Raw genomic sequence first — 24942 nt, forward strand, 5'->3', positions numbered from 1 at the left:
GTGCAACGCAGTCCGGCCAAAGCAAAAGCGAAACCTGCTGCTGCCAACGAAAAAAAGAAAGCAGGCAACGAGAAAACAAAGAAATCCACACCTGAAAAGGAGAAGAAAGCACCAGCTAAAAAAAGCACTGCTAAAAAGCAACAAAAAGAAAAGTGAAACTGAACCAGCTATTAGCCTTTAGCTATTAGCTATTAGTAAATGCAGCGGAGAACAACATTTGATTATCTTCGCTGTATTAAACCGGCTGTTAGCCATAGGGGGTTAGCTAAACAAATATTATCTACACGCTAAGCTAGCTATTAGCCTTTAGCTATTAGCTGTTAGTAAACGCAGCGGAGACCAACATTTGATTATCTTCGTTGTATTAAACCGGCTGTTAGTCATAGGGTGTTAGCTAGACAAATATTATCTACGTACTAAGCTAATGGCTAACTGCTAAAAGCTAAAAATCACCATATGTTTAAGGCGTTTACGCTGGGGATCGAAGAAGAGTACATGGTAATAGATCCCGTTACCCGGGAACTCAGGTCACATGAACAAAAAATAGTAGAGCAGGCGCATAAAGTCATCAGCGACCAGGTAAAAGCCGAGTTTCACCAGGCGGTAGTAGAAGTAGGTACCCGCATCTGTGCCAATGTACACGAAGCCAGAGCAGATGTAGCATTACTCCGCCGTACCATTGCACAAATAGCCGGCGACCTGGGATTCAATATAGGTGCTTCCGGCACACATCCCTTCAGCAAATGGGAAAAACAACTCATCACTGACCATCCCCGCTACTTTGAGATAGTCAACGAAATGCAGGATGCTGCCCGTTCCAACCTGATCTTCGGGTTACACGTACACGTAGGCATGGAAAACAGGGAAATGGCGATTCATATAGCCAACTCCGTTAGATATTTTCTGCCACATATTTTTGCACTCAGCACCAATTCACCTTTTTGGGAAGGCCGTAATACCGGCTTCAAATCCTTTCGTACCAAGGTGTTCGATAAATTTCCCCGCACTGGTATTCCTGATTATTTTGCCAGCATTGAAGAGTATGATAATTATATCAAGCTGTTGGTAAAAACAAATTGTATTGACAATGCCAAAAAAGTATGGTGGGATTTAAGGGTACATCCGTTTTTTAATACGGTAGAATTCCGGGTATGTGATGTGCCGCTGACAATTGATGATACCATTATGCTGGCGGGTCTTTTTCAGGCAGTATGCGCCAAAATTTACAAGCTGCGCATGCAGAATCTCAATTTCATTATCTATAACCGCGCCCTGATCAATGAAAACAAATGGAGAGCCTCCCGCTATGGTATTGACGGCTATCTCATTGATTTTGGGAAAGAAATGGAAGTAAATACCCGCGCCCTCATCTTCGAACTACTGGACTTTATTGACGATGTAGTGGATGAACTGGGTAGCCGGGAAGTGATTGAGGCCACCACCCGCCTCATGGAAACAGGTACCGGCGCTGATAAGCAACTACAGGTATTTGCAGACACCAATGACCTCGTGGCGGTGACAGACTTTATACATGAACAGTTCCTACGGGGATGCTAATCCGCGAATTTCGTAATTTTGCCATTATGCATCCAATAAAAAAGAGCTGGAAGGTAGCTGTGCTGGATATGTACGAGGGTGTTCCCAACGAAGGGATGCGCTGTATTCGCGAAATATTGGCGAAATATGCCAGTATGCACGCACTGGACCTGCAATTTGATGAATTTGAAGTACGGCAACAGATACAGGTTCCTGATACTTCCTATGATATTTATATCTCCACCGGAGGCCCTGGCAGCCCGGTAGACAGTGAAGGCAGCGCCTGGGAAACAGCTTATTTTTCCCTCATCGATGAATTACTCGAATGGAACAGGATACAGGAAGTAAAAAAACCGGTATTCTTTATCTGCCACTCTTACCAGATCATGTGCCGGTATTACAAACTGGGCAACGTATGCAAACGTAAATCGCCTGCTTTCGGTGTTTTTCCTGTACATAAAACCGCCGCAGGCATGCAGGAGAAAGTATTCAGTGCCCTCCCCGATCCTTTTTATATAGTGGATAGCCGCGACTGGCAGGTGATAGAACTGGATTACGAAAACCTGCAGGCAATGGGGGGACATGTACTGGCTTTGGAAAAAGAAAGACCACATGTACCGCTGGAACGTGCCACCATGGCCATCCGGTTTAATGAACATTTCATTGGTACCCAGTTCCACCCCGAAGCTGATGCTGCCGGGATGCATATGTACCTGCAACAGGAAGAAAAGAAAAAACAGGTGGTGAATAACCACGGCATAGAAAAATATAACAGCATGATCAGCCAGCTCACTGATCCGGATAAGATTATGCTCACACACGATCGGTTCATTACCGCTTTCCTGGATTATGCCATTTATGGCGGACTGTCCGAGCGACTGGCCGCTATTGAACGCCTGGTACAGGTAGCCGCACATACAGATAATGAGCACTCGTTCTTTTAATTAAAAGACACCATGATCCCTGCTATCAGAACATCTTATAATCAGCAATTCACGCCTGCCCGATACCAGGCTTTTTTAGATGGTATTGCCGCAGATACCGGCGTGGCACCGGCTTTCCGCATTGCCGAAACGCCCGTTTTTGTGCCGGCTGCACTTGGCAACAAACTGGTGCAGGCCTGTGAAGAAATAGTGAATGTATTATTACGCCCCGACTTCAAAACCATTACCCAGGACGCTATTCCACCGGCGCTGAAAGTACCGCATGAAAATGAGCATCCGCATTTTATTGTCATTGATTTTGCCGTTTGCAAAGCAGAAGATGACTCCCTGATCCCTCAGCTCATTGAATTACAGGGCTTTCCCACCATGCTGGCTTTCCAGGAAGTAATGGCCCGCCGGTTTAAAACGCATTTTCATATACCCGCTTCTTTCAGCAACTTTTTCAACGGACTGGATGAAGATTCCTACTATCAGTTGTTGCGCGAAATGATTATCGGTCCTTATGCGCCGGAAGAAGTTGTACTGCTGGAAGTGAAGCCTGATGAGCAGAAAACCCGGATTGATTTTTACAGTACGGAAAAAAATCTCGGTATTAGTACCGTTTGTTTAACCGCATTGATACAGGAAGGTAAAAAATTATTTTACCTGAAAGATGGCGTTAAAACGCCCATTCAACGCATTTATAACCGCATCATTTTCGATGATTTGCAACGGCAGTCGGATACGCTTGGTGAACATGTAAACCTGTTCCAGGATCTTGATGTGGAGTGGATCACACATCCCAACTGGTTTTACCGTATCAGCAAATACATGATGCCTTTTATTCACAGTGAATATGTACCTAAAAGCTGGTTCCTGCATGAATTGCCGGTTGTACCTGCCGACCTGGAAAATTATGTGTTAAAGCCGCTCTTCTCCTTTGCAGGACAGGGTGTACTGATAGAYGTTACGGCTGCAGATATTGATAATATCAAAGATCCCGAAAACTGGATCCTGCAGCATAAGGTAAAATATGCGCCTGCCATAGAAACCCCTACCGGCCCCGCTATCTGCGAAATAAGAATGATTTATATCTGGCTGGATGGCGCTGCGCGCCCCATGCTGGTACACAATCTTGCCCGGATCAGTAAAGGAAAGATGATCGGTGTAGGATTTAACAGCAAAGATACCTGGGTGGGAGGTAGCTGCTGCTTCTTTGAAGAGCAGAAGGCAGAAAGCTAAAAGCAAAAAGCTATTGAAGCGAATGATCTCAGCGACAATTACCTGCTCTCTTCATTTGCTTCAATAGCTTTTTGCTTTCCGCCTTACGCTCTATTGCAACTCAAACTCATCGACCAATGGTCCGTGTTCGTATTCATTCTTACTTCCCACGCCAATAGCCAATTCTACGTTCTCGCTATTTTTTACAATCAGGAAAGGTTGCCCGTACTTTTGTTTACCGGCAAAAATAACTGCAATATCTGTACAGGAAAAAACGTCTGCTTTATGCAGGGTAATTTCTTTGTTATCATCCAATACATTTTCTGTTTTACGATTGTCTTTCCGGAGATGTAATTGTTTACCTACATACTGCCGCTTCAGCCATTCATAGTTGCCATTAATAATAACCGGCGTATTAGCCAGGTTTTCCGCAGGCACCTGGAAAAGCAGGAGTTTACGTTCCTCGTCGCGTAGCGTAAATAGAAAAGCAATGCTGCTGTCGTAAGCTATTAAAGTTGGCTTCTTCTCTGTGTCCCTGTACTTTATCTGTGCCGAGGCGCTGCAAGCGGCTACCATCGCGAAACACAGGGATAAATGTTTCAATTTCATATGATCAAAATATGCGCAAATATATAATGTATTAAATGTTTTTCTCTTTTCTGCAGCGATCTGCAGATATAATAAAACATAACGGTGAGTTCACAAATACATTGCGTAGTGACTCCCTAACTTGGTAATAATAACATATTTTTATGTATATATGTCAACTTAATACCTATCCTTATGTTTAGTAACCTGGCCATAGATGTGGCCCTTGGCCTTATTTTTATTTACCTGCTGTATAGTTTGCTGGCCTCTGTAGTACAGGAACTGGTGGCCAGAATTTTTAATTCCCGGGCACGTTTGCTAACCAAAGGTTTGCGCCGGATGCTGGAAGATGATGACCACAGTGAAGACCTCGGCTGGTTCGGAAAGTTTACCTTCTTTAACTGGTTCTATGAGCTGGGCTGGAGTGTTGTCTATTTTTTTGAGCCTTTCCGTAGAAGCCCTTTTCTTGAAAAATTCTATACCTCCCCTTCCATCCGTAACCTGGGGGAGAACAGCGCTGCTGCAAGGCCGGCGTACATCAGTCCGCAGATTTTTTCACAAACAATGGTGCACCTGTTACGGAACAGTTCAAGAACCCGGCAGACATTGCCCAAAGAACAGGCAGCTGCAAAACAAACATTGCCCGGTGACCTGCTGACAGAACAGGCTCCCAAACTCACCGATGCACAAGCCATCAAAGCTGCGCTGACCCACAACTACCTGCACCTGGCCCCTACAGTACAGGAACACCTGCTGCAGCTGTTTGAAGATGCCCGGCACGATGTCAAAGCATTCCGCATCAACATGGAAAGCTGGTTCAATGAAACCATGACCCGCGCCAGTGGCTGGTACCGCAAACAAACCCAAACCTGGCTTTTATGTATAGGCATCGGCATTGCGGCTTTATTCAATGTAGATTCCATTGCCATTGCGCGTATTCTGATGAAAGACAAAAATGTAAGAACAGAGATGGTGCAACTGGCCACCAGCCGTGCGCCTGCCTATACAGCTATAACGGATACGCTTATACGCAAAAATGTATTACATAAAGACAGTGCCTTTTATCGCACAGATACTTCACTTCGTGTATTCGTGAACGATACCTCGCTGATAGGTGTATACGCTATGCTGCGCAACGATGCCGGCGATGCCAGGAATGTGCTGGGCATCAGCAGGGCATGTGTCACTGACAGCAGCAGCGGACATAAAATAATGCGTTGTGGTTATACCCATCCTTTCCAGCAAAACGGTGGACTCATCTTTGCCGGCTGGTGTATTACAGCCCTCGCCATATCACTCGGCGCACCTTTTTGGTTTGATTTGCTGGGTAAACTGGTGAAGTTCAGAACGGCGGCACCGCCAAATGACAGCACCACCACGCACTAAAGCAATTGTTGTAGATTTGTACATCTCCTCATCTCTTTAAAAAATACGTATGAAACGCACCAATTATTCCTCCGGGGCCATGTGGGAAAGTAAAGTAGGCTATTCCCGGGCAGTGAGAGTGGGCAATATCATTGAAGTATCCGGCACCGTGGCAACAGACAACGACAAAGTGGTAGCAGAAGGCGATGCTTACGAACAAACCAGGTTTGCGCTGGCCAAAATAGAATCTGCACTCATCAATGCCGGCGCTACCCTGCATGATGTGGTACGCACCCGTATGTTTGTAACGGATATATCAAGATGGGAGGAATATGGCCGGGCACATGGAGAATTCTTCAAAAGCATTAAACCCGCCACCACCATGGTAGAAGTAAGTAAACTGATAGATCCACGCTACCTGGTGGAAATAGAAGCGACCGCTATTATAGAGCAGAAGGCATAAAGCATAAAGGATAAAGCTATTGAAGCGAATGATCACAACAACGTACTATCCGCTGTGATCATTCGCTTCAATAGCTTTATCCTTTGTGCCTTACGCTTTGCGCTTATTTATACAGTTCTGTCCATTTCAGCATACCACCTACCAGGTTTTTGGTATTGCTGAAGCCCATAGAGTCCAGCAACATACAAGCCTGACCACTGCGGTTACCACTGCGGCAATAAACAATAATTTCCTTTTCTTTCCACTCTTCAATTTCATCTACCTGCATCTGCTGTACAAAGCCCAATGGAATATGTGTACCGCCAATGTTGAATTCTGCACGCTCATGCGGCTCTCTCACATCTAATATATAAAGCTCTTCGCCGTTGTCTATACGCTGTTTCAGCTCTTCCGCCGTAATGTTTTGCATAGTTATAAAGAATTTAAAATCAAATTACATCATTTTCAGTTATTCCTGTTCAACAGGCTTGGGAGCGGCAGCCGTGCTGTCTGTTACCGGTTTGGTAGCAGATAGCCAGAAGTCTACGCTTTCTCCTGCTCTCACCATATTAAAGTCGCCAATCTCATTCCTGCGGGTGGGCACCTGCTTAATAATATAAGCGTTTGCGGTGTCTTTTACACTCGGGTCAATGATGACCGTACCTGCACTGAGGCTGCTGGCGCTCAGTATTTCACGGGCTTCTGCATAAGTCAGTCCTATGAAGCTAGGCACCGGATTCTCTACATTACCGGTACCACTGCCAAGTATCAGGGTAATATTACTACCTTCTGCTACCAGGGTACCTGCTTTTATCTTTTTACCGTTTAATAGCTGTTGTAATACGGCATTAGTGGCAATATCGGGTCTGTAAATCGTATCTCCTACATTGAGACGCATGCTTTTCAGCATCATTTCAGCGCTACGGAAAGTCAATCCTTCCAGATCCGGCATCTTCACCATAGGCGCCACCATTTTATTGACAGTGAGGTAAATCGTTCTGCCCACTTTCACCTGTGCACCTTTATCGGGGGTTTGCGCATATACGGCCAGGGCCGGGATGGAATCCACATAAATGGAATCCCTTACATCTGCTTCAAAACCGGCTTTTTCCAGCAGGGCAATAGCTTCCTTTACATTTTTTCCGTGTACATCCGGTACGGTCAGCTGTTGTCCGTGTTTGGTGATAAAGCCCAGCATCGAAAAGAAAAGCAGGGCCAGCGCAAAAAACAAAGCGATAACAACTAACAGATTAAATCCAAATGAACGTTTGGTAATAAAGTCGAACACGATAATTATATTAAGTGTGATAATCCTTATTTCATGCTCTCTTCCAAAAGCAGGCCATAAAATTCCTGCAGGGTTTTACCTGCAGCCCTCACCTGCTGTGGTACCAGGCTGTTTTCAGATTGTCCGGGCATTGTATTTATCTCCAGGAAATATAATTTTCCGCTCTCTTCTTCATATATAAAGTCGGCACGCACGATTCCTTTACAGTTCAACTTATTATATAATGCAACAGATGCTTCCTGTACCTGCCTGGCAACATCGGTGGTGATGGGCGCCGGAGTTATTTCATTGGATACACCTGGGGTATATTTCGCTTCATAATCGAAGAACTCCTTGCTACTCACCACTTCCGTGATGGGCAACGTGGTAATGGCGCCATTGGAACGGAACAGTCCCATGGTCAGTTCCCTGCCTTTTATAAATTCTTCTATCAGTATCTGGGTATCTTCGTTAAAAGCCTTGTCTATGGCCGGCTGCAGCTCTTCTGCGGTCTTTACCTTTGACATCCCGATACTACTGCCGCCTTCTGCTGGTTTCACGAATACGGGTAAACGCAGTTGCTGCAGTATTTCTGCTGTATTATATGGCTGATTGCGGAAAATATGCACTGATTTGGATACATTCACTATCTGCAGGGCAGCTACCACCTTGTTACAATAACTTTTATTGAAAGTCAATGCAGAAGTTACCATGCCACAGCTGGTGAAAGGAATACCGAGCATTTCAAAATATCCCTGTAAACGGCCATCTTCACCAGGAGTACCGTGGATACCAATAAATACGGCGTCAAAAGTGATTTTATTTCCATGGATGGTTAAGGTAAAATCATTTTTATCCACTTCCGTCACTTGCCCGTCTGCACCGGTATGGCTCCAGCTCTCTTTGGTGATGATAATCTTGAAAACATTATATCTACTGCTATCCAGATTATTTTCAATTGTTACGGCACTCTGCACAGATATCACATATTCCCCGGAATATCCACCGGCTACTAAAGCTATGTTCTTCTTCATAAGATATTTTACAATAAGCGGGTAAAGTTAAAGGTTATTTGTTAATTGACAAGAGCCGCAGTCCTTCCGGTTGCTGGCGTTCAAATTACATAAAAAAAACCGTCTCCGCCAAGGCGGGAACGGTTTTTTAAGCTTCCTTAAGAATATTTTAAACGTGCAGTTTTGCTTTCTTACCCATCAGTTCATCTACTGTTTCCTGGTACATTTCGTCCGGAACGCAACAATCTACCGGGCAAACAGCAGCACATTGCGGTTCTTCATGAAATCCCTGGCATTCTGTACATTTGTTGGGAACAATATAGTAGGTATCTACGCTGACAGGTGCATTGCGCTGGTCAGCATCCATTACACTACCGTCCATCAATGTATAGGAGCCTTTTACAGTGGTACCATCGGCCAGGGCCCACTCTACACCGCCTTCATATATCGCATTGTTGGGGCATTCTGGTTCGCAGGCGCCACAGTTTATACATTCGTCTGTTATCTTAATTGCCATAGTGTAAACTTTTTGGTTAAGTAGTAAGCCATTAATTTTGTGTGACAAAAATAAAATTTTCCCGGTTTAATTAAGTCAATTATTTATACAGTTTCATGAACATAGCAGAAAAAGAAGCCGCATTGGTGCGCCTGGGGCAGTATCTGGCGGATAAAAGTCCGGAATTGGAAGCAGTAAAAGAGCGTGCTTATATTGCAAATGGATGGTTTATTCCCTCTTTTATCGACAACGCACTGGATAATATCTCCCAATATTTCCTCTCTCCTGCCCCTCTTCAGCAGTGGTTAGCCAATTATCCCAAAGCCGGGGAAACACGAACGCCCAAAACAGTAGGCATCGTGTCTGCCGGCAATATACCACTGGTAGGCTTCCACGACTGGCTTTGCGGGTTTGTGAGTGGCCATCAGGTAAAAATGAAACTTTCCGGTAAAGATGAGATCCTGATGAAACATATCCTGGAAAAGATCGGTGAATGGTATCCTGAGCAGGCCCGCCAAACCGAAATACAGGATATGCTGAAGCATTGTGATGCCTATATTGCCACCGGCAGCAACAACTCTGCCCGGTATTTTCATTACTACTTTGCCAAATATCCGCACATTATCCGTCGCAACCGCACTTCTGCCGCTATACTCACCGGAAAGGAAACACTGGCCGAGCTATCTGCACTGGCAGACGATATTATGCTGTACTTCGGATTAGGCTGCAGGAACGTTACCAAAGTATATGTACCGGCAAACTACGATTTTGTACCTCTCCTCAAAGCACTGGAGAAATACAACTACCTGGCAGATCATCATAAATACAAGAACAACTACGACTATAACCTCGCCCTGTTGCTGCTCAACGCCAACCCATATATGACCAACGGTAGTATACTGCTACAGGAAAACACCTCCCTGTTTTCCCCTATCAGCGTATTACACTACAGTAATTATATAGATATGGCCCAACTGCAACAGGAGCTTTCCGGTGAAGAAGCAGTGCAATGCCTGGTAGGTCAATCCTTTACCCCCTTCGGTTACGCACAACAGCCTTCCCTTAGCGACTATGCAGACGGAATAGATACCATGCGGTTCCTCCTGGAATTATAGCTTAAAGCAGCTGACATAAAGCAAAAAGATATTGACATGGAGGATTTCAGCGGATGTTACTCACGTCAATAGCTTTTTGCTTTATGCACTAACAAATTGTCGCATTTACTTGTTATATTGACATACAAGCTGACAGGCTTGTCAGTGGGATATTAAGCCGCGTTTAACGATTACGATAAAAATGTGTTAAAGTAAATCAGCCCTGTTGCGTTTCATTCTCCCCGCGAATTAAATTTGTAGTAAGGGCATGTAAATTGATCATATCCCGGCGTTATTATCTTATTAATTATCACGCAAACACACTATAATATGAAATTCAAGCAAATCGTTACAACTGTTGTTATCAGTGCTGTAACTGCCGCTGCCTCCATATTTGTGTATGGCAAATATATCCAGCCACGGCAGCCAATGGTTTTCCAGAATGGCACTGAAGTTCCCGTAAACTATGCACGCTACATGCCAGGCACAGAAGGCAATGCAAACGCTACTCCCCCATCAGACTTCACCACCGCAGCGAAAGCAGTCGTTCCGGGTGTAGTACACATCAAAACAAAGATTAACCCCCGTCAGGTCACGAATGGCAATAACCTGCAAAGAAAACGCAGTATCCTGCAGGACCTTTTCGGAGATGAATTTTTCGGAGATGAATTCAATGGCAGCGGTGATGGCCGCAGGTATTATGTTCCCGGCCAGATGGCTTCCGGTTCGGGCGTACTGATTTCTGCTGATGGGTTTATTGTGACCAACAACCACGTTATTGCCGATGCGGATGAAATCAGTGTCTCCCTCAGTAACTCCAACAAAACTTTCAAAGCAAAACTGGTAGGTACGGATCCCAGTACCGATCTGGCAGTCATTAAAATAGAAGCATCCGGCCTTCCTTACCTCATTTACGGTAACTCCGATAACGTGGAAATAGGTCAATGGGTGCTGGCAGTAGGTTATCCACTGAACCTGGATGCGACGGTCACCGCAGGTATTGTGAGTGCGAAATCCCGTTCTATTGGTATAAACAGAAGTGGTGGCAAAATAAACAGTGCGATCGAATCATTCATCCAAACCGATGCCGCTGTAAACCAGGGTAATAGTGGCGGTGCGCTGGTGAATACTGCCGGTGAACTGGTGGGTATCAACTCCGCTATTGCGTCTCCTACAGGCTCCTATGCGGGTTACTCTTACGCAATTCCGGTGAACCTGATCAAAAAGGTCGTAAACGATATCCTGAAATACGGCAATGTGCAAAGAGCTTACCTCGGCGTTAAATACGCTCCGTCTTCTCTCATTGGCAATATGAGCGATGAGCAGCTGAAGGATRCAGGTATCAAAAGAGATGTAAAYGGGGTGCAGGTAACAGAAGTATTGCCTAACAGCTCTGCCTCTATAGCCGGACTGCGTGCCGGTGATGTGATCACCGCTGTTAATGGCGTGAAAATCCCGACCACTTCCCAGCTCAGCGAGCAGGTAGCCCGTTACAAACCAGGTGATAAGATTTCATTAACCTATCTGCGCGACAATAAAGAGGTAACCGCAGAAAATGTGATCCTGAAAAACCTGAAAGGCAATACCGACCTGGTAAAGGTGACTACACTGGACCGTCTGGGCGCAGATTTATCTGAACTGGACAGGGATGAAGCAGCCAGACTGGGCATTAACGGAGGCATAGTAGTGAATGATATTGGTAACGGTATCCTGAAAAAACAAACCTCTATGGCGCCGGGCTTTGTGATCCTGAAAGCTGGTAATACGCCGGTAACCTCTGTAGATGCACTGAGCAGCGCGGTGGAAAAACAAAAGACCCTCAAACTGATAGGCTTCTATCCTGAAAAAGGTAGCAGTGTCTATTATTACAATATTACCACTGGCACTGGAAGCGAGAATCTCTGAGCTGCTGCCAGCTAAGATCGTTTTATAGGTCTTCAAAAAAAAGTCCCGTTCCCAGGTAAGCCCGGGGCGGGACTTTTCCATTAAGTCATACATGCGTTGCCTGGAAAGGCGTATCATGCAGTCAGCTATCTATGAAAACCTATTATGAAAATAATATAAGTATATGATACTCCTTCCCATTAATCCGTGAAAGCCGGGAATGGGTTAGCGAAAGCTTAAAAATGCATGTTAAGTGCAGAGACATGGTGGCAGAAATGGTGGTTATTCCACGGTGGGGCCTTCATTTTGCCTCATGCCGGGCTGGTTTTATGGCTTGTATGCCCATAAAAAAGCACAGGCCAGACACTCCAAGAGAAGCCTGACCTGCGTTAAATATGTTGCGAACGTATTGTCTTACAGATTGATCACCCCTTTCAGCTGGGTGAAGAATTCATCTTTTTTGCGGGAAGAGATAGGAATATTCTTCTGATCACTCATCACCACGGCTGTTCCCAAGCCTTTGATAATCTTTACAATGTGATGAATATTAATGAGGAAAGATTTATGTACCCGATAGAATCCTTTATCCGAGAGCATTTCCTCATACTCTTTCAGTGATTTTGAAATGAGATGAGAAACGTTGCTGATCAGCTGAATTTTGGTATAGCTATCAAATGCTTCACAATAGATAATATCCTTCAGATCGATCACATTATACCCGTCATTGACTGGTATAACGATCTTTGAGAAGGCATTATCGTTGTTTTTGACATAATCTTTCAGGATAGATGCCAATTCGTTGAGCCGGCCCTTCTTGCTCTTTTTTACCTTTTCAAGGGCGTCTTCTACCTCACTCACCTTGATTGGTTTCAACAGGTAGTCCAGCGCGGCAAATTTAATGGCCTGCAGTGCATACTCCTGAAACGCGGTGATAAAAATGACTTCGAAATTCAGCACCGGAAACATTTCCAATAGCTGAAACCCATTGTGTGGTGGCATCTCAATATCAAGAAACAGAACATCAATGGGGTTATTCTTAATCATTTCTGCCGCCTCATTGATATTTTGCGCTTCACCGACAACCGTTACATCTTTGCAGTAGTTCTCCAGTATGTTGCGTAAAATATGAATGTTGCGGACTTCATCGTCTACAATGGCAGCTTTTATATTACTCATAACATCTTAACAATGGGAATCAGTATTTCAACTAAGGTACCTTCCTTATTGCCGAAACCAGATTTAAATTTATCAATAATTTCTAACTTTCCAACACTTCCATTAAAAGATTTTATAATCTGCAAGCGCTCTTTAATCACGCTAAGTGCAGTAGACTCGTGTTTAATGAGCCTTGAACTTTTAATGCTATTTGACTTATCCCAGCCTATTCCATCATCATCTACAGAGCAATATAAGAGATCATCCACCATTTCCAATCTTATTTCTAAATAACCGCTGATATTCTTGGGGGCCAGCCCGTGTTTAATGGCGTTTTCTACGATCGGCTGAATAATCATGGGCGGAATGTAGATGGTATACTCTTTCAGCGCATCCTCCAGGATGAAATGATAGGTAAAGGAATGTGCAAACCGGATCTTTTCCAACTCCAGGTATCGTGTCAGAAAGGCGATTTCTTCTTCCAGTGAAATATATGATTTCCGGGAATTGTTGAGCATTTGCCGCATCAGGGTAGCAAAGTCCGCCAGGAAGTTGAGGGCTTGTTTCTCCTCTTTTTCCAGGATGAGGTGCTGTACCGAGTTCAGCGAATTGAAAATAAAATGCGGATTCATCTGGTTGGTGAGCGCTTTGGCTTCCAGTTCCGCGATGCGCCGGTTATATTCCGTTTTTCGCTTCTCTGCCTGCTTAATACGCCTGATAATGTAACGCAGGCCTACCAGTATCACCAGTAATGCCGCCAGCAGCAGGATGCCCCTTGCCCACCACTGCTGATACCATCTGGGCAGGATATCGACCTCCATGCTCAGGGCTCTGGACCAGTCGCTCTTATATTTGCGGGCTCTTACCAGCAGTTTATAACTACCTGGTTGTAAATCAGGGAATGGTATGATGTTCGACATGGTGGTAACCCAGCCGTTAGTGGTATCTCCCGAAAAATTATACTGGTACTCAACCATTTCCGGCAAATCAAAAACGATGGTTCCAAATTCCGCCTCAAAAGAAGCCTTTCTTTTATACAGGTGCACAAAACTATTGGCTGGCAGAAAAGTACTGTCGCCGTAGCGGATATTATTCAGGTAGATGACCGGTGGAATAGTGTCTACCGGAATATGATCTGCATTGAAATAGCACAGCCCATTGGAAGTAGCGATATACAGGATGTCATTGTCTGAATATACGCCACGGATATCGTCGGACATGAGTCCGTCGTTGGAAGTGATGTTACGGGTGATGGACTGTGTTTTCACATCAATCACCGATACACCGCGGTTGGTAGCCACATACAGGCGGCCAATGCCATCATAGTAGAGCTGCTGACAAATATCGCTGGCCAGGTTATTGGCGGACGACAGGTGTTTTACAATGGCATCATGCTGCATTACATAAATGCCCTGATCGCTGGTACCAATCCACAGGGCCCCATCTATCCATTTCAGGTCTTTGATGCTTACTTTGCGCAAGGTTTCTGCCCCGGCTGGTAATAGTTGCCGTTTCCCGTCTGTACAGAAATACAGGCCGGCGTTGGTACCCACATAGTAGGCAGAATCATTGATGCAGGCGATGGAGGTTGCCAGCATGTCCAGGTCACCGATGGTATAATCATCCAGCGCAATCACCTGATTTTTGGCCGCCAGCCTGATTTTGCCGGCAGGCGACATATCCACATTCTTCAGCATTTTTACTGCTTTCAGGAGAGATGATTTATGCGTGAGCGTATTAAAATCATACAGTCCATTGTCTGTGCCTATCAGCGCATGATCGTCTTTATGTGGTAAAATAGCCAGTACACTGTTACGGCCGGAAGTAGTATCGAGGGTAAACTGTGTACTGATGCGGTTATCGCTATCCATCATATTGAGGATGCCAGCATTTTGTCCGATCAGTAACAGGTCATTCTTCTTATCCTTGCTGATACTGAAAATAGAATGTGAGTACAGCCCATTGGTATTATCGAGATAGCTGAAATAAAAATTTTTGTAGGGGATATTATATACGCCATCGCCAAAAGTGGTAATCCAGATATTACCGTCTCTGTCTTTCAGCAGGGAAGTAATGAAGTGGTTGTCCAGCAATTTGATCACTCTTCTTTCTCCCTTAAAAAATCCTTTGAGGAAATACAATGCACGCTGGGTACCAACCCACAGGTTGTCATTGTCAATACACATATGACTGATATCGTCATGAATGCCCCATTCCGCACCATTAAAGAAGCAGATGGCAGCTCTGCTGGTAAAGGAGTAAATGGTATTGCGTACAATAACAATGGCACTGTCGTTAACAAGACTTCGTAGTGCAGGGTCATCTAACGGATACGGACATACGGGATCTATTTTCTGACCAGGATTACCAGGATCTTTCAGGTTGTCGAGGTGAAAAGAGGCTTGCAGCGGATGAAAGATGCTTTGATTGCGCATCATAAAAAACAGATCTACACCGGCCTTACCTAGCCTGTCGTAAATGGTTTCTTTGCCGTTGTACTGAACGATGCGGTTGTTGGTATTGAGGAACCATACCACTCCCTTTTTACCTTCAAAAGCGTATTGCATATAGTGGCTACGACTGTTGAAGATGAGGGAGGTATCGTTTTCTTCGTTATGTATAATTGATTTATCGTAGAAAGAAGGTTTTCCGTTGAGGGTAAAAAACCATACCCTGCCCTGGGAGTCGGCGGCCAGTTTTACGACGTCATTGTCGGTGAGACCATCTTTTTTGGCGTAGTTGCGAAATCGTTTTCCATCAAATTTACTGACACCGGTAGGAGTAGCAAACCATATGAAACCGTCTTTATCCTGCACAGCAGCATAAACAGTGGCGTTGGCAAGTCCGTCCTTCACATTGTAGTTACGGATCATCAGCCCCTGGGCCAGGGTTGTTGTAACAGTGCAAAAGAAGACCAACCCCCATAACATTATGTAACGGTTCAAGGGCATCGGATAAATTTAGTAAATATGATAGAAAGAATTACGAATTACAAATTACGAATTACGGATTTGTGGGTATATACCCGAAGATCATCTGCTATTATCTACCCACAAATCCGTAATTCGTAATTCGTAATTCGTAATTCTTTTCTAGTATGCTCTTGCGAACAACACCCTTTCTTTAGACGGCTTACCTGTCAGAATACAAGCACCGGCTTCCTGCGGATTGTCGAGCGGGATGCAGCGTATAGTAGCTTTTGTACGGTCTTTTATTTTTTCTTCTGTTTCGGCAGTACCATCCCAGTGAGCAGCAATAAAGCCGCCTTTTTCATCCAGCACTTTTTCAAATTCTTCAAAAGTGTCTACACGGGTAATGTGACTGTCGCGGTAAGCTTTCGCCTTGTTAAAGAGGTTGAGCTGTATTTCTTCAAGCAGTTCCTGAATGCGGGTGGGTAAACCATCCAGTGACAGGCTCATTTTTTCTTTGGTATCGCGGCGGGTAACTTCTGCCACGTTATTTTCGAGATCCCTCGCGCCAATGGCTATACGAACAGGTACGCCTTTCATTTCGTATTCTGCAAATTTCCAGCCTGGGCGGTTGTTGTCGGAATCATCGTATTTCACGCTGATACCGGCGCTTCTCAGTTCTTTTACGATGACGTTTACTTTTTCATCGAGACCAGCTTTCTGATCGGGGCCTTTATAGATAGGCACGATCACGACCTGTATAGGTGCAATTTTAGGTGGCATTACCAGTCCTTCGTCATCGCTGTGAACCATGATCAGTGCACCGATAAGGCGGGTAGATACGCCCCATGAGGTAGCCCATACATAGTCCAGTTTATTTTCCTTATTGGAGAATTGTACATCAAATGCCTTCGCGAAGTTTTGACCGAGGAAGTGGGAGGTTCCTGCCTGTAAGGCTTTACCATCCTGCATCATCGCTTCCACACAATAGGTTTCTACTGCGCCGGCGAATCTTTCGCTGGCGGATTTGATGCCACGTACCACGGGAACAGCCATGAAGTTTTCGGCGAAGTCAGCATAGATGTTCAGCATCTGTTCTGTTTCTGCGATGGCTTCAGCAGCAGTAGCGTGTGCGGTATGTCCTTCCTGCCAGAGGAATTCGGTGGTGCGGAGGAACAGGCGGGTACGCATTTCCCAACGCACTACGTTTGCCCACTGATTAATCAGGAGCGGTAAGTCGCGGTATGACTGTATCCAGTCTTTATATGTATTCCAGATAATTGTTTCGGAAGTAGGGCGAACGATGAGTTCCTCAGCTAATTTAGCTTCCGGGTCAACGATCACGCCGCCGCCATCGGGATCATTTTTCAGGCGGTAGTGGGTTACTACTGCGCATTCTTTGGCGAATCCTTCAATGTGGGCAGCTTCTTTGCTCAGAAAGCTTTTAGGGATGAACAGCGGGAAGTACGCATTCTGGTGGCCGGTTTCTTTGAATTTGCGATCCAGTACATCGCGCATGGCTTCCCACAATGCAAATCCGTATGGTTTTATCACCATACATCCTTTTACTGCGGAATAATCTGCCAGGCCGCCTTTCAATACCAGGTCATTATACCATTTTGAATAGTCTTCCGAACGGGCTGTAATCTCTTTACTCATAAAAATTATACCTTATTTATATATCGTTAGTTTCAAGCTTTTTCTGATTCAATTTGTCGTGTCAAAATTAAATACCCCATCCGGCTGCCGAAGGCTGAATTGGCTTAGTTTTTGTCACTATATGTAAGAAGAAAATGTCACAAACATAGATGAAAAACATAACTGTGCAAACACTTATCATAAAATAATATAACCTGGACTATGTTATTGTAACTTTCTTCCCATTAAATCCGTTAAAAAGGAGTAAATTTACTATACGAATCACGCTTAAAACATATTTCAAATGAAGCCTATATTATACATTGGACTGGCCGCATCGCTCGCACTGGGAGCGTGTTCCAGTACCTATAAAACGGCTCAGACTCCGGATGATGTATATTATTCTCCGCGTCAGCAGCAGCGTACCTATGCCTCCACCAATGGTTCGAACGGTAATAGCAAGCAGGATGAAAACGATGCAAACTATGTAGAGGGAGATCAAACGGATGGTGGCAACTATGTGACTTACCAGGATGAAGATCAGGGAGATTATCAACGTCGTCTGAACAGATTTGGCAATGGTGGCAGCAACTATTCCGGTGATTACTGGGATGGATATAATGCAGCATCCAGTCTGTATATGAATAGCTATGGCATGGGATACGGTGGATTTGGCATGGGTTACAGCCCATACAGCAGCTTCTATGGTCCTTCACTGAGCCTTGGTATCGGTTGGGGCATGGGTGGTTTCTATAGCCCATGGAACTCCGGTTTCTACGGTGGTGGATGGGGATATCCTTATGTAGGCAGCTACTGGCCTTCTTACTACTATCCATACTATGGTGGTGGCTATTATGGTGGCGGCGGATACTACGGACATGGCGGCTACTATGGTGGCGGTCATTACATCAGCCGTCCTTCCAACTCCTATGGTGCTGTAAGAGGCAATGGCGAAAGAGTACCAAGAGCCAATTATACCAACAGTAACGGTGGAGGCAGCGGTGGCGGCGGTTATAGCCGTCCTAACAGAACCGGTACTTTCCAACCTGCAAATGGTGGTGGTAATGGTGGTACAGTAAATCCAGGCAGCGGATCCGGTGACAGACCACGCCGGGTATTCCAGCAGTCCAGCTCTGAAAGACCAGTGACAAGACCTACTTATCAAGACAACAGCAACAGCGGAAGTAATAACGGTGGTTATTCCCGTCCGCAACGTGCAGAATACAGCAGACCAGCTCCTTCTCCTGCACCTAGCTATACCCCCAGCCCTAGTTCTGGTGGTGGTCGCAGCAGCGGTGGAAGCGGTGGCGGTGGCGGCGGTGGATACAGTCGTCCTTCCAGAGGTGGCCGTTAATAAAAACATTGACAAGATAAGCGTAGCCTAAAAACCTACGCTTATTTTTTATCTTCATACAAGGTTTTGCCCACATAACCGTTATACAACATATTGCAGAACACGTTAGCATCACTAGAATAGCCTGCAAGCAAATCTCATTTTTAAGTATACAGATCATGATTAAAAGACTTTATCCTCTTTTAGGCGGCTTGTTTATATCTGTAACAGCCATGGCCCAAAGTTCCAACGACGCACTACTTTACTCCCCCATGCAACCTCATGGTACTGCAAGAACCCAGGCACTGGGTGGTACAGGTGTGGGTCTTGGAGGAGATTATTCATCAGCACATATTAACCCGGCAGGTATTGCCATCTTTAAAACCGGTGAGTTTCACATCTCGGGTGGTGTAGGTATCTCTCAATTCACGGCTAATTACCTTGGTAATAATCAGCTTGATAATAAAGGCTCCCGCTCTAACTTCCAGATGCCTTCTATTGGTGTAGTGATGGCGACTAATAAAAACGATGGAGCAAGCACCTGGAATAACATCTCCTTTTCATTGGGAATGGAGCGCCTCGCCAATTATAACAACGAAATCACCATCGCAGGACGCAATAATAAATCCTCGCTGAGCGATGTATGGGTGGATGACTTTTTTGATGCCGGCGGCTCTACCCTCGCATTGGGTAGCGACCTTGCCAACGCTACCGGCCTGTTCGCTGATTATCAGCCGACCACCGGAAATAAGGAACTGATGACACTTGCTTCTCCATCCAGACAAATAGGTAATCTTGCGGGCATACAACAAAGAGGCACGCTGAAAACAGAAGGTGGACTGAATGAATATACTTTTGCGGTGGGCGGTAACTATGGTAATCGTCTTTATATCGGTGGTAGTATTAACCTTCCCAGTATTAACTATAAAGAAACCCTCAACTGGTCAGAAGATGATGCTACCGGCATCACTAACAACGAATTTAAATACATGGATTACAACAAATACCTGAAACGCACCGGTCTCGGATTTGGCGCTAAACTGGGTATTCTGTACAAAATATCTGATCACTTCAGATTAGGTAGTACTTTCGTTACACCTACCTGGTATTCTATTCATGATAGCTACACCTCAGAACTTTTCTCAGATGTAGAGAATGATAAAGGCGAACAGCAGGCATTTTCCCTGGACCAAACAAAAGGTTATCCGGTAGAATACGATTATAACTATACTGCACCATTACGTGCTGCTGCCGGCGCGTCTTATTTCTTTGGTGATCTGTCAGCACCTAAAACCACACAAGGTTTTATTACCGCTGATTACGAATTTGTAAACCAGGCTTCCGGTAAGTTTAAAATGAGCGATGACAGAAAAACACAAAATAGTCTGAACGGTAATATCAGCTCCATTTATAAATCTACTTCCAATATTCATGCAGGCGCCGAAGTTAAATTCCAGGCCATGTATGCGGTAAGACTAGGTTTTGCAGCGTATGGCAATCCTTACAGCAATGATGGCTATAACGCAGGTGTAGATGCTTCCCGTAAAGTTTACAGCGGTGGTATTGGTTTCCGTAATAAAGGTTTTTATGCGGATGCTACCTATAGCTATACACAGGGTAACGACAGATACCAGCCTTACACGGTTGTAACCAGCGCAGCAATGACGCCTAAAGCGGCTACACTGGATTATACCAGAAGTAATATTCTACTGACTTTAGGATTCAAATTCTAAACGATCATTCATATAAAAAAACGTCCGGATGTAATTACATCCGGACGTTTTTTTATATGGACCTATCCGATTACTACTCCATCTTCAAACTCTTTACCGGGTTTTCCAATGCTGCCCGTACTGCCTGAAAACTCACTGTCACCAAGGTGATCAACAGCATTGCAGCACCCACCACTAAAAATACATCAGCGCCTAAACGAATATGATAGGCGAAGCTACTCAGCCAGCGATCCATGCAATACCAGGCCAGCGGCAACCCTATCAATATGGCGATCAGCACCGCACGCAGGAATTGCCGCGAAAGCATCATCACTACATTTGCGGCGGTAGCACCTAATACTTTGCGGATACTGATTTCTTTACGTTTGCTTTCGGCGGTAAAGGCGGCTAGTCCAAACAGCCCAAGACAGGAGATCAGCACTGCCAGCGCGGTGAAATATTCAGATAGCGCCGCTACCCTTTTTTCTGCTGTGTATTGGGCCTGGTAATCATCATCCAGAAATTTATAGTCGAATGTAAAACCAGGGTTATAAGTGTTATAAAAAGCCGCCAACTGCGCCAGCACAGCCTTCGTTTGACCCGCTTTTATTTTCACCATTACTGTAGTGTTGCGAAAATCCAGCATAAAAAACAGTGGTTTGATGTTTTCATGCAGCGACTGAAAATGGAAATTCTTCACCACGCCGGCTATCTCCGTCTTTATACCAYTAAACTCAATCACTTTCCCTACAGGATCTGCAATCCCCAGGGCTTTAATAGCGGCTTCATTGAAAATTATTTTTGTATTGTCCGTACCAAAGTCGCGGGAGAACGGGCGGCCAGCGGTCATTTCAATTCCCAGTGTTTCAATCATGTCATAGTTTACCATCAAAGGGCGGCACAGGATGGTTTCCACCGTACCTCTCCCCTTCCAGTTATAGCCCATAGAAGGTGCGCCCAGCACATTTCCTACCATGCCGGAGGCATTTACTACGCCGGGTATTCTCTTCACCGCAGCTAAAAAGGCAGGCATGCTTTCCGGTACTTTTCCTTCTGCGTCAAAGTATACCACGTTATCCTTATCGTAACCGGTTTTTTGTGATTGTACATAAGCTATCTGACGGTAAAAGGTTATCACAGCTACCATAAATATAACCGACAACGTAAACTGAAATATCACCAATCCTTTGCGTGCCAGCAGCTGGCCGGTGGCCTGTTGTATCTTCCCTTTCAGCACAGTTAACGGGCTAAAACGGGAAAGATATAACGCCGGATAACTGCCTGCCAGCAGGCCTGTGATCAATGTGATAGCCAATATGCCCAAAAGCAATGCAGGACTCATATCCAATGTCAGCGTTTTGCCCGTAAGCTGATTGAAATGCGGTAACAGCACCATTACCATTATCAAAGCAATGATCAGTGACAGAAAGGTGAGCAACATTGACTCACTGAGATATTGCCCGATCAGTGAAATGCGATTGGCGCCCACTGCCTTGCGGATACCCATTTCCTTCATCCTGCCGGCGGCTTTGGCTGTAGAGAGATTTACGAAGTTGATTGCAGCAATCAGGATAATAAAGAGTGCGATCAGAGAAAACAATTTTACATAACTGATGCGGCCACCAACAGCTACTCCATTTTCATAATTGCCATACAGATAGTTATCGCTGTAATGCTGCAGGAACATATTTCGTGGGGTAGTAGCTCCTTTGGTGATGTTGGTCATGAAACTGCTCAACTTCGCATTGAAAGCAGGAATATGGGTGCCTTCTTTCATAACGAGATAGGTCAGGAAGGGCCCCTGCGGATCCATTCCCGTTATTCCCATAATGTCTTTGAAGGCATCAAAAGGCAATATAAAATCGAATTGTGTGGAAGAATTAGCGGGGGTTTCTTTAAAAACGCCGGTGACAATACTGCTTTTTTTGGTAAGATCGAACTGCCAGCTAATGGTTTTGCCGATTGCATTGTCCCCGTCGCGAAAAAGTTCCTTTGCCAGCTTAGCAGAAATCACAATACCATTTTTATCCTGTAGTACCTGTTGCGGATTCCCGGCTATCAACGGATATGAAAAAACGCGGAGATAGTCTTTCCCTGCAAAGATGCCGGCTGCCTTGCCATTTTTATCTCCTGCCGACACGGCTACTTTGGAGAACCAGGAAGGTGGCGTACTTACCACAGCGTATTCCACTTCCGGCATCGTTGTGACGAGTGTTTCTCCCAGTAATGCAGGGGTTTCAGCGGAAGTAGTAATCCCTTTTTCATGTGGCTTGTTTTCCATTACCAGAAAGAGCCGGTAGTCATTTTTGTGAAAATGATCAAATGACCATTCATCATGTACCCATAAATAGATGAGCAACGTACAGGCGAGACCGGTAGATAGACCGATGAGATTCAGGATAGTAAAGCGCCTGTTTTTGATGAGGTGGCGCCAGGCGATTTTCAGGTAATTTTTCAACATAAGCGGAAGTTTGCATGGGCGAAGCTGCTGTAAAAAGATACCACGCAGCGAACAAAATGCCATGATATCATCTCTATAAAAATAAATTATTTATATATAGCAGCTTAATTATAAATGTCCGGTTTTAGCACAACGGCTGTCCGTATTTATTTTTTGGAGAGATAAGTACCGCAGCAGATTTTCCGATGTTGAAAACATCTCACGGAACAGCTCATTTACAGCAGCTGTTGCTGTACATAGCTGATGATTTCTTCATCGTCGCGTGGATCGAACCATTGAAAAGCGGGATCTTTCCGGAACCAGGTCAATTGTCTTTTTGCGTATTGGCGGGTATGAGTTTTAATATCATCTATGGCCTGATCCAGGGAGATATATCCATCCAGGAAGCTGAAAATTTCCTGGTAGCCAACAGTGCGCAGTGCGTTGTGTTCGCGGTAAGGGATAACAGATCTGACTTCTTCTACCAGGCCGGCGTGTACCATATGATCTACCCGTTGGTGGATGCGCTGATGTAATATTTCTTTGGGAGGGGTAATCCCTATTTTAATGATGTTGAAATCGCGCTGCGAGCGGGTAGCACTGCGAAAAGTAGTGATTGATTGTCCGGTGGCATCTAATACCTCCAGAGCGCGGATCAGTCGTTGTGGGTTCTGGATTTCGGCGGTCGCATAAAATCCGGGGTCGCGTTCCTGGAGCTGTTGTTGTAGCCATGGCAGGCCGTGAAGGGCAAACTGTTCATTCAGGTGTGTACGGATGCCTGGGGCGATAGCGGGCATATCATCGATACCATCTGCAAAAGCCCTGATATAGAGGCCGGTGCCTCCGCACATCACGGCGATGTCATTGTTTTTGAATATATCGGCCGTATATCCCAGGGCAAGTTTTTCGTAGACGCCGGCATTTACTTCTTCCTGAATGCTGTGTGAGTCAATAAAATAGTGTGGTACCGCCGCCAGTTCTTCCGGGGAAGGCTTTGCGGTACCGATACTGATTTCGCGGTAGCATTGCCTGGAATCCGCAGAGATAACAGCTGTATGGAACAGTTGTGCCAGTTGAACGGACAATGCTGTTTTACCTGACGCTGTAGGCCCTGCGATAATGATGACGGTTTTTTGCATAAACGAGTAGTAAGATAGAATTACGAATTTCAAATTACGAATTACGGATTTGTGGCTAGATGGTAAAGCGAAGGCTATCCGCTGTTATCTATCCGCAAATCCGTAATTTGAAATTCGTAATTCGTAATTATTTTAAAAGCTATTATCTTCTTCTGTGCCGAATTCTTCAGCGCCATCGCCGCCCAGGGCATCACTTTCTTCCCCTTCTTCTCCAAATCCGTCTGCATCCATACCTTCTTTATTGAGGTCATATTTTTCCTCCATTTCCACGAGCTTGTCGCCAACGAGGCCTTTGGTGCCATATTGACTGGGTGCGAGGCCTTCTTTACGTACGCAGGCAGGATATACTATTTTACTGTTTTCGTCTTTTGACACGCCGATCAGTTCTACCAGGAAAGACCAGTTTTTGGCGAAGTCGTAGAGATAGATAAATTTCTGATTAGGATCTTTTACAGCAGCAGCTATCACCGTATCCACCATGAGCAGGGGTTCTGCTTTACGTGGCTGGTTATCGGCTTCCAGGATAATTTCCCGGCCGCGTTGCCAGTTATCGTTGCTACGGAAAAAGGTAGCCTTATGTTTTGAATCAAATTCGAATGCTTGCAAAATTGCTTGGTGAAATACTAAAAACGTCTGATTCGGCTTAATGGCAATGTCTCTGTAGACACTTTCATCTTCTTCCCAGTAAACTCTGAATTTCAAAACCGGCATGACAAAAAGGTTATAAGTTATGTAATGTTTAAACAGGCCGCAGTTAGCGGTAGGTTCTAAATGCTAGTGAATACTT

20 protein-coding genes are annotated in these 24942 nt (G+C 45.0%); 9 read left to right on the top strand and 11 right to left on the bottom strand.

Features of this window, described 5'->3' with window-relative positions:
- The first annotated feature begins 456 nt into the window (after nucleotides 1–456).
- Genes AC1DP6_RS24160 through AC1DP6_RS24170 form a run of 3 tightly spaced genes read left to right on the top strand, consistent with a single transcriptional unit; the run spans nucleotide 457 to nucleotide 3701 of the window.
- The gene (locus tag AC1DP6_RS24160; RefSeq protein WP_477057140.1) at nucleotides 457–1557 is read left to right on the top strand and encodes a carboxylate-amine ligase; all 1101 of its coding nucleotides are present in this window, start codon (nucleotides 457–459) and stop codon (nucleotides 1555–1557) included.
- 26 nt (nucleotides 1558–1583) lie between these two features.
- Complete coding sequence (locus AC1DP6_RS24165; RefSeq protein WP_477025343.1) at nucleotides 1584–2480, top strand: type 1 glutamine amidotransferase; 897 nt, start codon at nucleotides 1584–1586, stop codon at nucleotides 2478–2480.
- Nucleotides 2481–2492: 12 nt separating this feature from the next.
- The gene (locus AC1DP6_RS24170; protein WP_477057141.1) at nucleotides 2493–3701 is read left to right on the top strand and encodes a hypothetical protein; all 1209 of its coding nucleotides are present in this window, start codon (nucleotides 2493–2495) and stop codon (nucleotides 3699–3701) included.
- Between the two features lie 90 nt (nucleotides 3702–3791).
- Here the strand turns inward: AC1DP6_RS24170 and AC1DP6_RS24175 are convergent, their stop codons facing one another.
- A complete protein-coding gene (locus AC1DP6_RS24175) occupies nucleotides 3792–4289 on the bottom strand; it encodes a hypothetical protein (protein ID WP_477057142.1) in 498 nt (165 codons plus the stop codon).
- 174 nt (nucleotides 4290–4463) lie between these two features.
- On the opposite strand from AC1DP6_RS24175, the gene AC1DP6_RS24180 reads away from it, so the two are divergent.
- Entirely contained in the window at nucleotides 4464–5654 is a 1191-nt protein-coding gene (locus AC1DP6_RS24180; RefSeq protein ID WP_477057143.1) for a hypothetical protein, read from the top strand.
- Nucleotides 5655–5703: 49 nt separating this feature from the next.
- Complete coding sequence (locus AC1DP6_RS24185; RefSeq protein WP_441574454.1) at nucleotides 5704–6096, top strand: RidA family protein; 393 nt, start codon at nucleotides 5704–5706, stop codon at nucleotides 6094–6096.
- A 103-nt stretch (nucleotides 6097–6199) separates the two neighbouring features.
- Here AC1DP6_RS24185 and AC1DP6_RS24190 read toward each other — a convergent pair whose 3' ends face one another.
- From AC1DP6_RS24190 to AC1DP6_RS24205, 4 genes are all read right to left on the bottom strand, one after another.
- Complete coding sequence (locus tag AC1DP6_RS24190; RefSeq protein ID WP_441574455.1) at nucleotides 6200–6505, bottom strand: rhodanese-like domain-containing protein; 306 nt, start codon at nucleotides 6503–6505, stop codon at nucleotides 6200–6202.
- Between the two features lie 39 nt (nucleotides 6506–6544).
- Complete coding sequence (locus AC1DP6_RS24195; RefSeq protein WP_477057144.1) at nucleotides 6545–7363, bottom strand: PASTA domain-containing protein; 819 nt, start codon at nucleotides 7361–7363, stop codon at nucleotides 6545–6547.
- A 26-nt stretch (nucleotides 7364–7389) separates the two neighbouring features.
- A complete protein-coding gene (locus AC1DP6_RS24200; RefSeq protein WP_477057145.1) occupies nucleotides 7390–8376 on the bottom strand; it encodes a D-alanine--D-alanine ligase in 987 nt (328 codons plus the stop codon).
- 148 nt (nucleotides 8377–8524) lie between these two features.
- On the bottom strand, nucleotides 8525–8872 hold the full coding sequence (locus tag AC1DP6_RS24205) for a 4Fe-4S dicluster domain-containing protein (protein ID WP_441574458.1): 348 nt from the start codon (nucleotides 8870–8872) through the stop codon (nucleotides 8525–8527).
- 95 nt (nucleotides 8873–8967) lie between these two features.
- On the opposite strand from AC1DP6_RS24205, the gene AC1DP6_RS24210 reads away from it, so the two are divergent.
- The gene (locus tag AC1DP6_RS24210) at nucleotides 8968–9966 is read left to right on the top strand and encodes an acyl-CoA reductase (RefSeq protein ID WP_477057146.1); all 999 of its coding nucleotides are present in this window, start codon (nucleotides 8968–8970) and stop codon (nucleotides 9964–9966) included.
- A gap of 309 nt (nucleotides 9967–10275) precedes the next feature.
- Nucleotides 10276–11850 (top strand): trypsin-like peptidase domain-containing protein, encoded by a 1575-nt coding sequence (locus AC1DP6_RS24215; protein WP_477057147.1) that lies wholly within the window; start codon nucleotides 10276–10278, stop codon nucleotides 11848–11850.
- A gap of 393 nt (nucleotides 11851–12243) precedes the next feature.
- Here the strand turns inward: AC1DP6_RS24215 and AC1DP6_RS24220 are convergent, their stop codons facing one another.
- The 3 genes from AC1DP6_RS24220 to proS all read right to left on the bottom strand — a co-directional run bounded on the left by AC1DP6_RS24220 (nucleotide 12244) and on the right by proS (nucleotide 17552).
- The gene (locus tag AC1DP6_RS24220; protein ID WP_441574461.1) at nucleotides 12244–13005 is read right to left on the bottom strand and encodes a LytR/AlgR family response regulator transcription factor; all 762 of its coding nucleotides are present in this window, start codon (nucleotides 13003–13005) and stop codon (nucleotides 12244–12246) included.
- Nucleotides 13002–15929, bottom strand: coding sequence for a sensor histidine kinase (locus AC1DP6_RS24225; RefSeq protein ID WP_477057148.1), 2928 nt, complete (start codon nucleotides 15927–15929; stop codon nucleotides 13002–13004). Before AC1DP6_RS24225 ends, AC1DP6_RS24220 begins: the two co-directional genes overlap by 4 nt.
- A 147-nt stretch (nucleotides 15930–16076) precedes the next feature.
- Nucleotides 16077–17552 carry a proline--tRNA ligase gene (gene proS / locus AC1DP6_RS24230; protein ID WP_477057149.1) on the bottom strand — a complete coding sequence of 492 codons (1476 nt, stop codon included), beginning with the start codon at nucleotides 17550–17552 and terminating at the stop codon, nucleotides 16077–16079.
- A 283-nt stretch (nucleotides 17553–17835) separates the two neighbouring features.
- Here proS and AC1DP6_RS24235 point away from each other — a divergent pair, with 283 nt between their 5' ends.
- A complete protein-coding gene (locus AC1DP6_RS24235; protein ID WP_477057150.1) occupies nucleotides 17836–18885 on the top strand; it encodes a hypothetical protein in 1050 nt (349 codons plus the stop codon).
- Nucleotides 18886–19043: 158 nt separating this feature from the next.
- A complete protein-coding gene (locus tag AC1DP6_RS24240) occupies nucleotides 19044–20597 on the top strand; it encodes an OmpP1/FadL family transporter (protein WP_477057151.1) in 1554 nt (517 codons plus the stop codon).
- Nucleotides 20598–20670: 73 nt separating this feature from the next.
- Here AC1DP6_RS24240 and AC1DP6_RS24245 read toward each other — a convergent pair whose 3' ends face one another.
- From AC1DP6_RS24245 to AC1DP6_RS24255, 3 genes are all read right to left on the bottom strand, one after another.
- Nucleotides 20671–23037, bottom strand: a complete 2367-nt coding sequence (locus AC1DP6_RS24245; protein WP_477057152.1) for an ABC transporter permease — start codon at nucleotides 23035–23037, stop codon at nucleotides 20671–20673.
- Between the two features lie 215 nt (nucleotides 23038–23252).
- Nucleotides 23253–24155 carry a tRNA (adenosine(37)-N6)-dimethylallyltransferase MiaA gene (gene miaA / locus AC1DP6_RS24250; protein WP_477025330.1) on the bottom strand — a complete coding sequence of 301 codons (903 nt, stop codon included), beginning with the start codon at nucleotides 24153–24155 and terminating at the stop codon, nucleotides 23253–23255.
- 132 nt (nucleotides 24156–24287) lie between these two features.
- Entirely contained in the window at nucleotides 24288–24866 is a 579-nt protein-coding gene (locus AC1DP6_RS24255; RefSeq protein WP_477025329.1) for an IS1096 element passenger TnpR family protein, read from the bottom strand.
- Nucleotides 24867–24942 lie beyond the last annotated feature (76 nt).

It is taken from the genome of Chitinophaga sp. 01L420 (assembly GCF_056399985.1).

Excerpts from the sequence above, each read along its gene's own strand:
- AC1DP6_RS24160 (WP_477057140.1), top strand. The coding sequence starts at position 457 with ATGTTTAAGGCGTTTACGCTGGGGATCGAAGAAGAGTACATGGTAATA.
- AC1DP6_RS24165 (WP_477025343.1), top strand. The coding sequence starts at position 1,584 with ATGCATCCAATAAAAAAGAGCTGGAAGGTAGCTGTGCTGGATATGTAC.
- AC1DP6_RS24175 (WP_477057142.1), bottom strand. The coding sequence starts at position 4,289 with ATGAAATTGAAACATTTATCCCTGTGTTTCGCGATGGTAGCCGCTTGC.
- AC1DP6_RS24180 (WP_477057143.1), top strand. The coding sequence starts at position 4,464 with ATGTTTAGTAACCTGGCCATAGATGTGGCCCTTGGCCTTATTTTTATT.
- AC1DP6_RS24185 (WP_441574454.1), top strand. The coding sequence starts at position 5,704 with ATGAAACGCACCAATTATTCCTCCGGGGCCATGTGGGAAAGTAAAGTA.
- AC1DP6_RS24190 (WP_441574455.1), bottom strand. The coding sequence starts at position 6,505 with ATGCAAAACATTACGGCGGAAGAGCTGAAACAGCGTATAGACAACGGC.
- AC1DP6_RS24200 (WP_477057145.1), bottom strand. The coding sequence starts at position 8,376 with ATGAAGAAGAACATAGCTTTAGTAGCCGGTGGATATTCCGGGGAATAT.
- AC1DP6_RS24205 (WP_441574458.1), bottom strand. The coding sequence starts at position 8,872 with ATGGCAATTAAGATAACAGACGAATGTATAAACTGTGGCGCCTGCGAA.
- AC1DP6_RS24210 (WP_477057146.1), top strand. The coding sequence starts at position 8,968 with ATGAACATAGCAGAAAAAGAAGCCGCATTGGTGCGCCTGGGGCAGTAT.
- AC1DP6_RS24220 (WP_441574461.1), bottom strand. The coding sequence starts at position 13,005 with ATGAGTAATATAAAAGCTGCCATTGTAGACGATGAAGTCCGCAACATT.
- proS (WP_477057149.1), bottom strand. The coding sequence starts at position 17,552 with ATGAGTAAAGAGATTACAGCCCGTTCGGAAGACTATTCAAAATGGTAT.
- AC1DP6_RS24235 (WP_477057150.1), top strand. The coding sequence starts at position 17,836 with ATGAAGCCTATATTATACATTGGACTGGCCGCATCGCTCGCACTGGGA.
- AC1DP6_RS24240 (WP_477057151.1), top strand. The coding sequence starts at position 19,044 with ATGATTAAAAGACTTTATCCTCTTTTAGGCGGCTTGTTTATATCTGTA.
- miaA (WP_477025330.1), bottom strand. The coding sequence starts at position 24,155 with ATGCAAAAAACCGTCATCATTATCGCAGGGCCTACAGCGTCAGGTAAA.
- AC1DP6_RS24255 (WP_477025329.1), bottom strand. The coding sequence starts at position 24,866 with ATGCCGGTTTTGAAATTCAGAGTTTACTGGGAAGAAGATGAAAGTGTC.